Source organism: Vibrio profundi (assembly GCF_005281835.1).
Taxonomy (GTDB): domain Bacteria; phylum Pseudomonadota; class Gammaproteobacteria; order Enterobacterales; family Vibrionaceae; genus Vibrio; species Vibrio profundi.
In genome coordinates this window covers 99,582-115,151 of record NZ_RZIS01000006.1, presented here as the reverse complement: position 1 = coordinate 115,151, position 15,570 = coordinate 99,582, and the positions used below count along the sequence as shown (strand labels likewise).

The window sequence follows — 15,570 nt, the reverse complement described above, 5'->3', positions numbered from 1 at the left end:
GAAAGAATTGATGACGATTGAACATACTCAAGACCTTGCTCAGATTAGAGCAATGGTTCCAGAAATGCGCCGCGTAAAGTCTATCCACTTTATTGGTATTGGTGGTGCAGGAATGAGTGGTATTGCTGAAGTCCTTCTAAATGAAGGTTATCAGATTACGGGCTCTGACTTAGCGCAAAACCCAGTGACGGAACGTTTAACTGAAAAGGGCGCTACCGTATTTATTGGCCACCAAGAAAGCAATGTTGTAAATGCGAGTGTAGTGGTGGTTTCTACGGCAATCAATGAAGAAAACCCTGAGATTGTCGCAGCCCGTCAGGCGCGTATTCCAATTGTTCGTCGTGCAGAAATGTTAGCAGAGCTGATGCGGTTCCGACATGGTATTGCCGTTGCTGGTACGCACGGTAAAACCACTACCACGGCGTTAGTCACTCAAATCTATTCAGAAGCTGGTCTTGATCCAACTTTTGTTAATGGTGGTTTAGTGAAAAGTGTTGGTACAAATGCCCGCTTAGGCTCAAGCCGAATCCTTATCGCAGAAGCTGACGAAAGTGATGCTTCGTTTTTGCACCTTCAGCCTATGGTTAGCATAGTCACTAACATTGAAGCTGATCATATGGATACCTATGGCGGTGACTTTGAAACACTGAAGCAAACCTTTATCGACTTCCTTCATAATTTGCCATTTTACGGTCAGGCGATTATGTGCGTGGACGATCCTGTTGTACGTGAGTTGATTCCAAAAGTGAGTCGCCAAGTGATCACTTATGGTTTTTCTGAAGATGCAGATGTTCGTATTGAAAATTACCGTCAAGAAGGTCAGCAAGGTAAATTCACAGTTGTTCGTGAAGGCAAAGCAAACCTTGATATCACCTTGAACATACCTGGTCGTCATAATGCACTCAATGCTTCTGCAGCAATTGCTGTTGCAACGGAAGATGATGTGAGTGATGAGGCAATCTTAAAAGCAATGGCCGGCACACAAGGCACGGGTAGACGATTTGACCACTTAGGTGAATTTGAAACTGGTAAAGGCCAAGCGATGCTAGTTGATGATTATGGTCATCACCCAACAGAAGTGGATGTAACGATTCAAGCCGCTCGTAGTGGTTGGGAAGATAAGCGTTTAGTGATGATTTTCCAGCCTCACCGCTATAGTCGCACACGTGATTTATATGATGATTTTGCGAATGTACTAGAGCAAGTCGACGTATTGATTTTGCTTGATGTTTATTCAGCAGGCGAGCAGCCAATTGCTGGCGCTGATGGCCGGTCATTATGTCGAACGATTCGTAGTCGTGGTCGATTAGACCCTATCTTTGTCCCGGACATTGAATCTTTACCATCAGTTTTGGCTAACGTTATTCAAGGTGGAGATCTTGTTTTAACTCAAGGCGCTGGTGATGTGGGTAAGGTCGCGAAACAGTTAGCGGCTCTTGAGATAAATATTAATAGAATGCAAAACGCATAAACTTAGGCCAAACAGTTTGTGGTTAACTGCTCACTTCTAGTAATTGACCTAGAATTGTCTGAAAATCTATGTATCAGTGTTTGATAGTTTGTGTTAGCTCAGTATAATCCAAAGGTTAAAGTAAGTGCTTTTACCTCTATTAAGTATGAATAGGGAATAGAATTGCAAACCAATGACAGGGATGGCGGATTTTGGTAGAGAGTACTTTCAATGAATACCGCCAAGTATCCAGTTACCCATTATTAAAAAGGCATGCCGTAGGCGGCTCTTTTTTTGTAGTGGTGCTGCTCTTTATTGGGTTTCTCTTCTATACCACGCTAAGCTGGATGTGGGACGATCAAAGGCTTCCACTTTCTAAAATTGTACTCCAAGGTGAGCTCACTTATGTGTCCGCTAAAGATGTGCAACAAGCATTTGGTCAGTTAGACCACATTGGCACATTTATGTCGCAGGATATCGATACGTTGCAAAACAGCTTAGAGGGGTTGCCATGGGTATCCCAGGTCTCTATTCGTAAACAATGGCCTGATACAGTTAAAGTGTTCTTAACGGAGCATCAAGCGTCTGCGATATGGAATGGCAACATGCTACTCAATGAGCAAGGCGAAGTATTTAACGGAGATATTGGCATTCTTCAAGGCGATAGAGTCAAACTTTATGGCCCTGAGGGAACGAGTCAAAGTGTGATTGAACAGTGGCGAAAAGTCAGTCCAATGTTCAATTCATTAGGCCTAACGGTGACATCTTTAGTTCTAAATGAGCGCCGAGCATGGCAGATGATTTTAGATAATGGGATTCGTTTAGAGTTAGGTAAAGAATCTTTAGATGAGCGTGTTGAGCGCTTTATTTCGCTTTATACCGAATTGGGTGATAAAGCGAATCAAGTTAGCTACATCGACCTCCGGTATGACACGGGAGCGGCCGTAGGCTGGTTTCCAGAACAAGAGTTAGAAGAGAATACAGATGACTAAGACCGCAGATGACAACATTATTGTTGGTCTTGATATAGGCACTGCAACCATATCAGCTCTAGTCGGAGAAGTACTGCCAGATGGTCAGATCAATATTATCGGTTCGGGTAGCAGCCCATCTCGAGGTATGGATAAAGGCGGTGTGAACGATTTAGAGTCGGTAGTGAAATCGGTTCAACGCGCAATAGACCAAGCTGAATTAATGGCCGAGTGTCAGATCAGCCGAGTATTTATTTCATTGTCGGGCAAGCACATTGCTAGCCGCATTGAGAAAGGTATGGGGACTATCTCTGATGAAGAGGTGTCCCAAGAAGACATGGAGCGTGCTATCCATACTGCTAAATCAATTAAAATTGGTGAAGAGCAGAAAATTTTGCATGTGATACCACAAGAGTTCACGATTGATTATCAAGAGGGAATTAAGAACCCACTTGGTTTATCAGGCGTACGAATGGAAGTGAGTGTCCACTTGATTTCTTGTCATAGTGATATGGCGAAAAACATAATTAAAGCCGTTGAGCGATGTGGTTTGACCGTCGATCATCTGGTGTTTTCTGGGTTGGCTTCTAGTAATGCGGTCATCACAGAAGACGAAAGAGAGCTTGGAGTGTGTGTCGTTGATATTGGTGCTGGCACAATGGATATTTCCATCTGGACTGGCGGCGCATTGCGACACACAGAAGTATTTTCTTATGCAGGAAATGCAGTAACCAGTGACATCGCCTTCGCATTTGGCACGCCTGTTAGTGATGCTGAAGAGATTAAAGTTAAGTATGGTTGCGCTCTAAGTGAGCTAGTGAGTAAAGACGATACGGTTAACGTTCCTAGTGTAGGTGGTCGCCCATCACGCAGTTTACAAAGACAAACTTTGTCAGAAGTGATTGAACCACGTTACACTGAACTTATGGGACTGGTTAATCAAACTATCGATACCGTACAAGTTAAGCTGCGAGAAGATGGCATCAAACATCATTTGGCAGCGGGTGTTGTTCTTACTGGTGGAGCGGCACAAATAGACGGATTGGTAGAATGTGCGGAACGAGTGTTCCGCAATCAAGTTAGAGTCGGTAAACCATTAGAAGTTAGTGGTTTAACTGAATACGTGAAAGAGCCGTATCATTCTACGGCAGTTGGTTTACTTCATTATGCAAGAGATAGCCAAATGAATGATGAAGGTGAGTACAGCGAGCCAAAGCGCAGCTCATCGATGTCAGGATTATTTGGTAAATTGCGTAATTGGATACAAAAAGAGTTTTAACCTGAGTTGCAGGAAAAAACGGAGATAACACATGTTTGAACCGATGATGGAAATGTCTGACGATGCAGTAATCAAAGTCGTTGGAGTTGGTGGCGGCGGCGGTAACGCTGTTGAGCACATGGTACGTGAGTCTATTGAAGGTGTTGAATTCATTAGTGTAAACACTGATGCTCAAGCACTTCGTAAAACTAGCGTGAGCAGCGTTATTCAAATCGGTGGTGACATCACTAAAGGTTTGGGCGCTGGTGCTAACCCACAAGTTGGCCGTGATGCAGCTCTCGAAGATAAAGAAAGAATTAAAGAAGTTCTAACTGGTGCCGATATGGTATTTATCGCAGCTGGTATGGGCGGTGGTACTGGTACAGGTGCTGCTCCGGTTATTGCTGAAGTTGCGAAAGAGCTTGGTGTGCTAACTGTTGCTGTGGTAACAAAGCCATTTAGTTTCGAAGGGAAAAAACGTTTAGCTTTTGCTGAGCAAGGTATTGAAGAGCTATCTAAGCATGTAGATTCTCTAATCACTATTCCGAATGAGAAACTACTTAAAGTACTTGGTCGTGGCGTAACTTTACTTGAAGCATTTGCTAGCGCGAATGACGTATTAAAAAATGCGGTTCAAGGTATTGCTGAATTGATTACTCGCCCTGGCATGATCAACGTCGACTTTGCGGATGTTCGCACTGTGATGTCTGAAATGGGTCATGCAATGATGGGTAGCGGTATCTCTAAAGGTGAAGATCGTGCAGAAGAAGCTGCTGAAACAGCTATTTCAAGCCCACTTCTAGAAGATATCGATCTAGCCGGAGCTCGTGGCGTTCTTGTGAACATCACAGCTGGTCTAGATATGCGTTTAGATGAGTTTGAGACGGTTGGTAATACAGTTAAAGCATTTGCTTCTGACAATGCAACGGTAGTTATTGGTACTTCTTTAGACCCAGATATGACGGATGAAATCCGTGTAACAGTTGTAGCAACTGGTATTGGGACAGAGAAGAAGCCTGACATTACTTTAGTTGCTGGTGGAAAGGCTAAAGTGGCACCAGTGTCCCAACCTCAGGTATCAGCTCAAGCTGCACCTAAAGTTGAAGAGAAACTGGCACAGCCATTGCAGGAAAAAACTGAGGTTAAACCTCAAGTAAAACCGCAGCCAACACCGTCATCAGCACCTTCGACAGCAAATGCGAGCCAAAACACGGCTCCTAAAGCTGAAAAGGAAAGTGGATATTTAGATATCCCTGCATTTTTACGACGTCAGGCTGATTAACAAATAACCGTTAATTTGACACTGTTCAAAATAGACGGTAGAATTCTCGGTCAGTCAAAAAGCTGACCGTGATTTGTAGCACTGACAAGAGGCAAGAAGATGATCAGACAACGTACTCTGAAAGAAATTGTGAAAACAACCGGTGTGGGTCTCCACTCTGGTCGTAAAGTCACACTTACTCTTCGACCTGCAGCGGCAAACACGGGTATCGTTTACCGAAGAACCGATGTAAATCCTCCGGTAGATTTTCCGGCTGATCCAGCATCAGTTCGCGACACTATGTTATGTACGGCGTTAGTGAACGATGAAGGTGTACGTATCTCAACAGTCGAGCACTTAAACGCAGCTTTAGCGGGTATGGGTATCGACAATATTATTGTTGAAGTGGATGCTCCTGAAATCCCTATTATGGATGGTAGCGCAAGTCCATTCGTATACTTACTACAGCAAGCTGGTGTAGAAACACTAAACACTCCTAAGCGTTTTATTCGAATTAAAAAGCCAGTTCGCTTTGAAGATGGTGATAAGTGGGCAGAATTTGTTCCATTTAATGGCTTCAGAATGGATTTTGAAATCGACTTTAATCACCCTGCTATTGAAGCTGATGAGCAACGCCTGTTGTTTGATTTTTCTTCACAAGGCTTTGTTAAAGAGATTTCTCGTGCACGTACTTTCGGCTTCATGCGCGATATTGAGTATCTTCAGTCTCAGAACTTAGTTCTTGGTGGTAGTTTCGATAACGCTATCGTTCTTGATGAATACCGCATTCTTAATGAAGAAGGTCTTCGTTTTGATAATGAGTTTGTTACTCATAAAGTACTAGATGCCATTGGTGACTTGTACATGTGTGGACATGCGATTATCGGTGAGTTCCGTGCGTATAAATCAGGGCATGGATTGAATAACCAGTTACTACGCGCTGTTTTGGCTGATGCAGAAGCTTGGGAATGGGCTACCTTCGAAGAAGAAGCGGGTTCTCCAGTAGCATTTGCTGACCCTGCAATGGTTCTTGCGTAAGAATTATAGAATTTAGAAAACCAGGCTTAGGCCTGGTTTTTTTATGTCTAAAACTTAGCTGTAAAAACGACAAGATAGCTCCTTGTCCAGAGGTCGGCAAAATATTACCGCTAACGCTTTCTAAGCTAATATTACTTAGCACTAGAGCAGGTTAATTATCTGTATATTGACGCCTACTTGTTTGTTTTCGCAATCTAAGTTTGAGCTAAGAAATACTTGCGCCTGTTTATTCCACCACCAATCCCTCATAAAAGTTCAAAGCACATCAAACAAATGGCCTTCAAGATGGTCGTCTAACTGAAAATTACTTACACTAGACGGCAATATTTTTCACTTAAGCCTTGAAAACTCTACTCTCCAATACAATATCTGAGTAATATGATTTATCTCAGTATCCTTGGTTCGTAACTAAATAATAGTTAATAAACAGGTAGAGACTGACGGCATTAAAACTAGATCGCAGGCGATCTGATAAAGAAGAGATCCATAGCTAATGATTACTAAGCTGCTGACAAAGGTAATTGGCAGTCGCAATGACAGAACACTGCGCCGCCTTAGAAAAATTGTAAAAGAAATAAATAACTACGAACCAACCTTTGAGGCTCTTTCTGATGAAGAGCTTAAAGCGAAAACTGTTGAGTTCCGTGAGCGCTTAGAAAAAGGTGAAGAATTAGATAGTCTACTACCAGAAGCTTTTGCTACTGTCCGTGAAGCGTCGAAGCGTGTCTACGGTATGCGTCACTTTGATGTTCAATTAATTGGCGGCATGGTACTGAATGCTGGCCAAATCGCAGAAATGCGCACCGGTGAAGGTAAAACTTTAACCGCGACTCTTCCTGCTTACTTAAACGCACTGCCTGGTAAAGGTGTTCACGTTGTTACTGTGAATGATTACCTAGCGAAGCGTGATGCTGAGACTAACCGTCCTTTATTTGAATTTTTGGGCATGACTGTTGGCGTTAACGTGCCAAACATGCCGCCACCGGAAAAGAAAGAAGCTTACCTAGCAGATATTCTGTACGGAACAAATAACGAATTTGGCTTTGACTACCTACGTGACAATATGGCTTTCCGCGCTGAAGATCGTGTCCAACGTGCACGCTTCTTCGCTGTAGTCGATGAAGTGGATTCTATCTTAATCGATGAAGCTCGAACTCCACTGATTATTTCTGGCCCTGCGGAAGACAGCTCTGAGCTATATACTCGTATTAATACTTTGATTCCTCACCTTGAACTTCAAGAAAAAGAAGATTCAGAGGAATACCGTGGTGATGGTCACTACACCATGGATGAAAAATCTAAACAGGTTCATCTGACAGAAACTGGTCAAGAATTTGTTGAAGAGTTGATGGTGAAAAATGGTTTGATGGAAGAAGGCGATACGCTTTACTCGCCAACAAATATCAGCCTTTTACATCACGTAAATGCAGCATTACGTGCACATGTTCTATTTGAAAAAGACGTTGACTACATTGTTACTGAAGAAGGCGAAGTAGTTATCGTTGATGAGCACACTGGCCGTACAATGCCAGGTCGCCGTTGGTCTGAAGGTCTACACCAAGCTGTTGAAGCAAAAGAAGGTGTGAAGATTCAAAACGAAAACCAAACGTTAGCTTCGATTACTTTCCAAAACTTTTTCCGCTTATACGACAAACTGTCTGGTATGACGGGTACAGCTGATACTGAAGCATTTGAATTTCAATCTATCTATGGTTTAGAAACGGTTGTTATTCCAACGAACCGCCCGATGGTGCGTAATGATATGCCAGACGTGGTGTACCGTACCGAAGTTGATAAATTTAACGCGATCATTGAAGATATCAAAGAGCGTGTGGCAAATGGTCAACCAAGCCTTGTTGGTACGGTATCGATTGAAAAATCCGAGCTACTTTCTAATGCTCTGAAGAAAGCGAAGATCAAACACAACGTCTTGAACGCAAAGTTCCACGAAATGGAAGCTGAGATCGTTGCACAAGCAGGTACTCCTGGTGCGGTGACCATTGCGACTAATATGGCTGGTCGTGGTACTGATATCGTCCTTGGTGGTAGCTGGCAAGCTGAAGTTGACAAGTTAGATAACCCAACTCAAGAGCAGATCGATAAGATCAAAGCTGATTGGAAAGTGGTTCATGATAAGGTTCTAGAGTCTGGCGGTTTACACATTATTGGTACTGAGCGTCATGAATCTCGCCGTATCGATAACCAGTTACGTGGTCGTTCAGGTCGTCAAGGTGATGCTGGTTCATCTCGCTTCTACTTATCAATGGAAGATTCGCTATTACGTATTTTTACGTCAGATCGTATGGCTGGTCTTATCCAAAGTGGTATGGATGAAGGTGAAGCAATTGAAAGCCGTATGCTTTCTCGTTCTATTGAAAAAGCTCAGCGCAAAGTCGAAGGTCGTAACTTCGATATCCGTAAGCAGCTTCTTGAGTACGATGACGTAGCGAATGATCAACGTAAAGTCGTTTACGAATTACGTGATGAGCTCATGAGTGCTGACGATATCAGCGATATGATTGAGCAAAACCGCGCTGATGTTTTCACTTCTGTTTTGGACGAGTACATCCCGCCACAATCTCTGGAAGACATGTGGGATATTCAAGGACTGGAAGAGCGCTTGAAAAATGACTTTGATCTAGAAATGCCAATTCAGGCATGGCTAGACGAAGACGACAAGCTGTACGAAGAAGCACTACGTGAGAAAATCTTAGAAACGTCTGTTGAAGTCTATAAACAGAAAGAAGAAGTGGTTGGTGAGCAAGTTCTGCGTAACTTCGAAAAATCAGTGATGCTACAAACTCTCGACACTTTGTGGAAAGAGCACTTAGCGGCAATGGATCACTTACGCCAAGGTATTCACTTACGTGGCTATGCGCAAAAGAACCCGAAACAGGAATACAAACGTGAGTCGTTCGAACTGTTTGAAGGTTTACTTGATGCTCTGAAATCAGATGTGATCACAATACTGTCTAAAGTTCGTGTTCAGCAGCAAGAAGAAGTTGAGCGTATGGAAGCTCAGCGTCAAGCTCAAGCTGAAGAAGCAGCGCGTCGTGCACAAGCGCAACATGCTAATGCTGAAAACCAGCTAGCTTCTGAAGATGAAGAGGCTGCTGGTCACCAACCTGTTGTTCGCGAAGAGCGCAAAGTTGGCCGTAATGAACCTTGCCCATGTGGTAGCGGTAAAAAGTACAAGCAGTGTCACGGTAAAATTGCTTAAGCCTAATAACGCTTTGCTGTAGTTTAGCGTTAACAACCTTTGATAAAGAGTCGCTTAGGCGGCTCTTTTTGTATCTAGTTTATAGCGTCACAGATTAGAAGTACGCAGAAAAAGTGAGTGTCTTTATGAAACGTATTCATATTGTAGCGGGTATTATTTTTAACCCAGAGCAGTCGAAAATATTTATTACTAAACGACCTGACAATCTCCATAAAGGTGGATTTTGGGAATTTCCTGGCGGTAAAGTGGAAGCTGAGGAAACGCCCGAGAGCGCAATGGCGCGAGAGTTGGATGAAGAAATCGGCATCACCGTAACCAAACAATCCTTGTTTGAGCACTTAGAATATGATTACCCGGAGAAATCCTTAAAGTTTGATTTTATGGTGATCCATGAGTTTGAAAAAGATCCATATGGGAAAGAAGGCCAGCAAGGTGAATGGGTCCGAATCGAAGATTTATCTGGGTATGCATTCCCGGAAGCGAACGTTCCAATCTTAGAACGTGTAATAAAAGAGTTTACTTAAGCGCTAGCATGAATTTGAGATTGTTGTTAGTTTAATACGACTTATAAATTTTGTGATACAGCTAAGGTCAACGGCTTTGAGCTGTAACGATAGAGTATGGAGAGATACGCAGTGGTTAGAGTTGCGATTGCAGGAGCAGCGGGCCGTATGGGCCGTAATTTGGTTAAAGCTACACATCAAAACCCTCAAGCAAGTGTAGGCACAGGATCAGAGCGCCCTGAATCCTCATTGGTTGGTGTAGATATCGGTGAGCTATGTGGAGAAGGTCAATTTAACGTTGCGTTAGTTGACGACCTAGAAAAAGCGATTGATGATTTTGATGTGATTGTAGATTTCACAGCTCCAGTAAGCACAATCGCTAACATTGAGCTATGCAAAAAGCACAGCAAGAAGTTAGTAATTGGTACCACTGGTTTTTCAGAAGAAGAAAAGCTTGTTATTGATGCGGCATCTAAAGAAATACCAATCATTATGGCACCAAACTACAGCGTAGGTGTAAACCTTGTATTTAAATTGCTAGAGAAAGCTGCAAAGGTTATGGGTGACTACTGTGATGTCGAAATTGTTGAAGCGCATCACCGTCATAAAGTAGATGCACCATCAGGAACAGCCATTGGAATGGGTGAAGCGATTGCAGGCGCGATGGGCAATGAGCTTAATGATGTAGCAGTTTGGGCTCGAGAAGGCATCACTGGTGAGCGCACTAAAGATGAAATTGGTTTCGCTACGATTCGAGCTGGCGATATTATTGGTGAACATACCGCTATGTTTGCAGATATCGGTGAGCGCGTAGAAATTACACATAAAGCGACCGATAGAATGACCTTTGCAAATGGTGCAATTAAAGCTGCAGTTTGGTTAGACAGTAAGCCAGCAGGCTTTTATACCATGACAGATGTTCTAGGTTTGAATGATCTGTAATTAGATAATTATGCGTCAGCACTGTCTGGCGCATTTATCTTTCTATGTGTTTTCTATTGAGTTTATCTTTTTTATAAGCACTGAAATAGCTGTGCTTTACTTCTTTTTATAGCAGTTTGGCTCTAATGTTGGTCCAAGTGTTTATAAGTTGGTGTAAACTTGTCACCTTGATCGTTTGCGTCCTTCTCGTCACAAAATCCCTCTCTAACTTTCCTTGTTTGAATCTTCATAAATTATATATTTGATAAAATTGGGCGCTTTTATCCTTTAAAGTTTAACTTTTAAGGCTTCTAAATAGATATCTGTGTATGTAGCTTTAAATTATGAATTTCTTTTATAGTAAATGTTGACACAAATCACGCACATCACTAGAATACCGCCAATTTGTCTAATTTCCATAAACACGCAGTTTCTGGTGTTACAGGAAGGTAGATTTGCAAATTAAATCAATTTTAATGCATATTTATTTCTGGAGGTTGTCTTGAAAAAGTCAGCACTACTAGTCCTAGAAGATGGGACAGTATTTCACGGTGAAGCCATTGGCGCTGTAGGTTCCGCAGTTGGTGAAGTCGTTTTTAATACCTCGATGACGGGGTACCAAGAAATCCTCACTGATCCTTCCTATTCTCAACAAATCGTTACCCTTACTTATCCTCACATTGGCAATACCGGAACCAATTCCGAAGACGAAGAATCCTCTTCAATCCACGCTCAAGGCCTTGTGATTCGCGATCTCCCTCTTATCGCTTCTAACTTCCGTAATGAACAATCCCTTTCTGATTACCTTAAGTCGCAAAACGTTGTTGGTATCGCTGATATCGATACTCGTAAGCTGACGCGCATCCTTCGCGAAAAAGGTGCACAGAATGGTTGTATCGTAGCGGGTAACAACTTAGACGAAGCTTTGGCTCTAGCTAAAGCAAAAGAATTCCCTGGCCTGAAAGGTATGGACCTTGCGAAAGAAGTTACAACGAAAGAAGCGTATCAATGGAAACAAGGTTCGTGGACGCTTACGGGTGGACTTCCTGAAGCGAAAGCAGACTCAGAATTGCCATACCACGTTGTTGCTTATGACTTCGGTGCAAAACGAAACATCCTACGAATGCTCGTTGACCGCGGCTGCCGCCTAACGGTTGTTCCAGCTGAAACTTCTGCTGAAGAAGTGCTTGCACTAAATCCAGACGGTGTATTCCTTTCAAATGGCCCTGGTGACCCAGAACCATGTACTTACGCAATTGAAGCGACAAAAGTGTTCCTAGAAAAAGGCTTACCAATCTTCGGTATCTGTCTAGGCCACCAAATTCTTGCTCTTGCGTCAGGCGCTAAGACAGTGAAGATGAAGTTTGGTCACCACGGTGCAAACCACCCAGTTAAAGATTTAGATCGTGATGTTGTGATGATTACTTCGCAAAACCACGGCTTTGCTGCTGACGAAGACACACTTCCTGAAAACCTACGTGCAACGCACAAGTCTCTATTTGATGGTTCTCTGCAAGGTATCCACCGTACAGACAAACCAGCATTTAGCTTCCAAGGTCACCCAGAAGCAAGCCCTGGTCCAGAAGACGCAGCGCCGTTATTCGACCACTTCATTGAACTAATTAAAAAGCACACAGCGTAATTCGGAGTAGTAGACAATGCCAAAACGTACTGACATTAAAAGTATTCTAATTCTAGGTGCTGGCCCGATCGTTATCGGCCAAGCATGTGAGTTCGATTACTCTGGTGCTCAAGCTTGTAAAGCGCTTCGCGAAGAAGGTTACCGAGTTATTCTTGTAAACTCGAACCCAGCGACCATCATGACTGACCCAGATATGGCTGATGCAACTTACATCGAGCCTATCCAATGGGAAGTTGTTCGCAACATCATCGCGAAAGAGAAGCCAGATGCAGTTCTACCTACAATGGGTGGCCAAACAGCACTTAACTGTGCACTAGATCTAGAGAAACACGGTGTTCTTGAAGAGTTCGGTGTAGAGATGATTGGTGCAACGGCTGACGCTATCGATAAAGCAGAAGACCGTTCTCGTTTCGATAAAGCGATGAAGTCTATCGGCCTTGAGTGTCCACGTGCGGATACTGCTAAAACCATGGAAGAAGCTTATGGCGTTCTAGATATGGTTGGCTTCCCATGTATCATCCGTCCATCATTCACTATGGGTGGTACAGGCGGTGGTATCGCATACAACAAAGAAGAGTTCGAAGAAATCTGTCGTCGTGGTCTGGACCTATCTCCAACCAACGAACTTCTAATCGATGAATCTCTTATCGGTTGGAAAGAGTACGAGATGGAAGTGGTTCGTGACAAAGCGGACAACTGTATCATCGTATGTGCGATTGAAAACTTTGACCCAATGGGTATCCACACGGGTGACTCAATCACAGTTGCACCAGCACAGACGCTAACAGACAAAGAATACCAACTGATGCGTAACGCATCTCTAGCAGTACTGCGTGAGATTGGTGTTGAAACGGGTGGCTCTAACGTACAGTTTGGTATCAACCCGAAAGATGGCCGTATGGTTATCATCGAGATGAACCCACGTGTATCTCGTTCTTCTGCACTAGCATCTAAAGCGACAGGTTTCCCAATCGCTAAGATTGCAGCGAAACTGGCTGTGGGTTACACATTAGATGAACTGCAAAATGATATCACGGGTGGCGCAACACCAGCATCATTCGAACCAACAATCGACTACGTAGTAACTAAGATTCCTCGTTTCAACTTCGAGAAATTTGCAGGTGCTAACGACCGTCTAACGACGCAAATGAAGTCTGTTGGTGAAGTTATGGCTATCGGCCGTAACCAACAAGAGTCTCTACAAAAAGCTCTTCGCGGCCTAGAAGTTGGCGCGACTGGCTTCGACGAAATGGTTGACCTAGACGCGCCTGACGCACTAACAACAATTCGTCACGAACTAAAAGAAGCTGGCGCAGAGCGTATTTGGTACATCGCGGATGCATTCCGTGCGGGTATGTCTGTAGATGGCGTATTCAACCTAACGCAAATCGACCGTTGGTTCCTAGTTCAAATCGAAGACATCGTTAAGCTTGAGCAAGAACTTAAAGCGAAAGGCTTTGCTGGCTTGAACAAAGACGAGCTAAACAAGCTGAAGCGTAAAGGCTTTGCTGATGCACGCCTATCTAAGATTCTAGGTGTAGCAGAAAGCGAAATCCGTCGTCTACGTGACCAATACGACATCCACCCAGTTTACAAGCGTGTTGATACGTGTGCGGCTGAGTTCTCTTCAGATACGGCTTACATGTACTCATCTTACGATGACGAGTGTGAAGCTAACCCAACAGACAAAGACAAGATCATGATTCTAGGCGGCGGTCCAAACCGTATCGGCCAAGGTATCGAATTTGACTACTGTTGTGTACACGCATCACTAGCTCTACGTGAAGATGGCTATGAAACTATCATGGTTAACTGTAACCCTGAGACTGTTTCAACGGACTACGACACGTCTGACCGTCTGTACTTCGAACCAGTAACACTGGAAGACGTACTAGCAATCGCTCGTGTTGAGAAGCCAAAAGGCGTTATCGTTCAGTACGGTGGTCAAACACCACTTAAACTGGCTCGCGCACTAGAAGCGGCTGGCGTGCCAATCATCGGTACTAGCCCTGACGCAATCGACCGTGCAGAAGACCGTGAGCGTTTCCAAGTTGCTGTTGACCGTCTAGGTCTTCTACAACCAGAGAACGCGACAGTAACAACAATGGAACAAGCGGTAGAGAAATCTCGCGAAATCGGCTTCCCATTGGTTGTACGTCCTTCTTACGTACTTGGTGGTCGTGCGATGGAAATCGTATACGACGAGCAAGACTTACGTCGCTACTTCAACGAAGCTGTAAGCGTATCGAACGAATCTCCAGTTCTTCTTGATAGCTTCCTAGATGACGCAGTTGAAGTGGATATCGATGCTATCTGTGACGGTGAGCGCGTAGTTATCGGCGGTATCATGGAGCACATCGAACAAGCGGGTGTTCACTCAGGTGACTCAGCATGTTCTCTTCCTGCATACACGCTAAGCCAAGAAATCCAAGACGTAATGCGTGAGCAAGTTGAAAAACTGGCGTTCGAGTTGGGTGTTCGTGGTCTGATGAACACGCAGTTTGCTGTTAAGAACAACCAAGTCTACCTAATCGAGGTTAACCCTCGTGCAGCACGTACGGTACCGTTCGTATCTAAAGCAACTGGCGCACCAATTGCTAAGATTGCAGCTCGTGTAATGGCGGGTCAATCGCTAGAGTCTCAAGGCTTTACCAAAGAAATCATCCCACCTTACTACTCAGTGAAGGAAGTGGTACTTCCATTCAACAAGTTCCCAGGTGTTGACCCACTATTAGGCCCAGAAATGCGCTCTACTGGTGAAGTTATGGGTGTTGGTGCAACGTTCGCAGAAGCTTACTCTAAAGCGGAATTGGGTTGTGGCAACATCTACCCAGAAGGCGGTCGTGCACTTCTTTCTGTTCGCGAAGGCGACAAAGAGCGCGTTGTAGACCTAGCATCTAAGCTATCTAAGCTTGGCTACCAGCTAGACGCAACACACGGTACAGCAGTTATTCTTGGCGAAGCGGGCATCAACCCACGTCTAGTAAACAAGGTACACGAAGGCCGTCCTCATATTCTTGACCGTATCAAGAACAACGAGTACACCTACATCGTGAACACTGCAGCTGGCCGCCAAGCGATCGAAGATTCTAAAGTTCTTCGTCGTGGTGCACTTGCTGAGAAAGTGAACTACACAACAACGCTAAACGCAGCGTTTGCAACGTGTATGGCTCACACAGCTGACGCGAAGACGACAGTAACTTCTGTTCAAGAGCTACACGCACAAGTTAATGCATCAAAAGCGTAACTTTAGCGATATGTAATCGAAAGCCCACTCAATAGAGTGGGCTTTTTTGTATTAGCTGT

10 protein-coding genes are annotated in these 15,570 nt (G+C 43.9%); all 10 read left to right on the top strand.

The features are described from left to right. Window positions 1-10 precede the first annotated feature (10 nt). The 10 genes from murC to carB all read left to right on the top strand — a co-directional run bounded on the left by murC (window position 11) and on the right by carB (window position 15,511). Window positions 11-1,471: a UDP-N-acetylmuramate--L-alanine ligase gene (gene murC, locus ELZ11_RS15605; protein WP_137358350.1), complete on the top strand. Its 1,461-nt coding sequence runs from the start codon at window positions 11-13 to the stop codon at window positions 1,469-1,471. 191 nt (window positions 1,472-1,662) lie between these two features. Then, window positions 1,663-2,442 carry a cell division protein FtsQ/DivIB gene (locus tag ELZ11_RS15600; RefSeq protein WP_137358349.1) on the top strand — a complete coding sequence of 260 codons (780 nt, stop codon included), beginning with the start codon at window positions 1,663-1,665 and terminating at the stop codon, window positions 2,440-2,442. Next, the gene (ftsA, locus tag ELZ11_RS15595; protein WP_137358348.1) at window positions 2,435-3,700 is read left to right on the top strand and encodes a cell division protein FtsA; all 1,266 of its coding nucleotides are present in this window, start codon (window positions 2,435-2,437) and stop codon (window positions 3,698-3,700) included. Before ELZ11_RS15600 ends, ftsA begins: the two co-directional genes overlap by 8 nt. Window positions 3,701-3,731: 31 nt before the next feature. Then, window positions 3,732-4,961: a cell division protein FtsZ gene (gene ftsZ, locus ELZ11_RS15590; RefSeq protein WP_137358347.1), complete on the top strand. Its 1,230-nt coding sequence runs from the start codon at window positions 3,732-3,734 to the stop codon at window positions 4,959-4,961. Between the two features lie 99 nt (window positions 4,962-5,060). Beyond that, the gene (gene lpxC, locus ELZ11_RS15585; protein WP_137358346.1) at window positions 5,061-5,978 is read left to right on the top strand and encodes a UDP-3-O-acyl-N-acetylglucosamine deacetylase; all 918 of its coding nucleotides are present in this window, start codon (window positions 5,061-5,063) and stop codon (window positions 5,976-5,978) included. A gap of 493 nt (window positions 5,979-6,471) precedes the next feature. Further along, entirely contained in the window at window positions 6,472-9,198 is a 2,727-nt protein-coding gene (gene secA / locus ELZ11_RS15580; RefSeq protein ID WP_137358345.1) for a preprotein translocase subunit SecA, read from the top strand. A 125-nt stretch (window positions 9,199-9,323) separates the two neighbouring features. Continuing rightward, complete coding sequence (gene mutT, locus ELZ11_RS15575) at window positions 9,324-9,722, top strand: 8-oxo-dGTP diphosphatase MutT (RefSeq protein WP_137358344.1); 399 nt, start codon at window positions 9,324-9,326, stop codon at window positions 9,720-9,722. A gap of 96 nt (window positions 9,723-9,818) precedes the next feature. Beyond that, window positions 9,819-10,643: a 4-hydroxy-tetrahydrodipicolinate reductase gene (gene dapB, locus ELZ11_RS15570; RefSeq protein WP_208746716.1), complete on the top strand. Its 825-nt coding sequence runs from the start codon at window positions 9,819-9,821 to the stop codon at window positions 10,641-10,643. 481 nt (window positions 10,644-11,124) lie between these two features. After that, the gene (gene carA / locus ELZ11_RS15565) at window positions 11,125-12,264 is read left to right on the top strand and encodes a glutamine-hydrolyzing carbamoyl-phosphate synthase small subunit (protein ID WP_004740731.1); all 1,140 of its coding nucleotides are present in this window, start codon (window positions 11,125-11,127) and stop codon (window positions 12,262-12,264) included. A 16-nt stretch (window positions 12,265-12,280) separates the two neighbouring features. Next, on the top strand, window positions 12,281-15,511 hold the full coding sequence (gene carB, locus ELZ11_RS15560) for a carbamoyl-phosphate synthase large subunit (RefSeq protein ID WP_137358343.1): 3,231 nt from the start codon (window positions 12,281-12,283) through the stop codon (window positions 15,509-15,511). The last annotated feature ends 59 nt before the right edge of the window (window positions 15,512-15,570 follow it).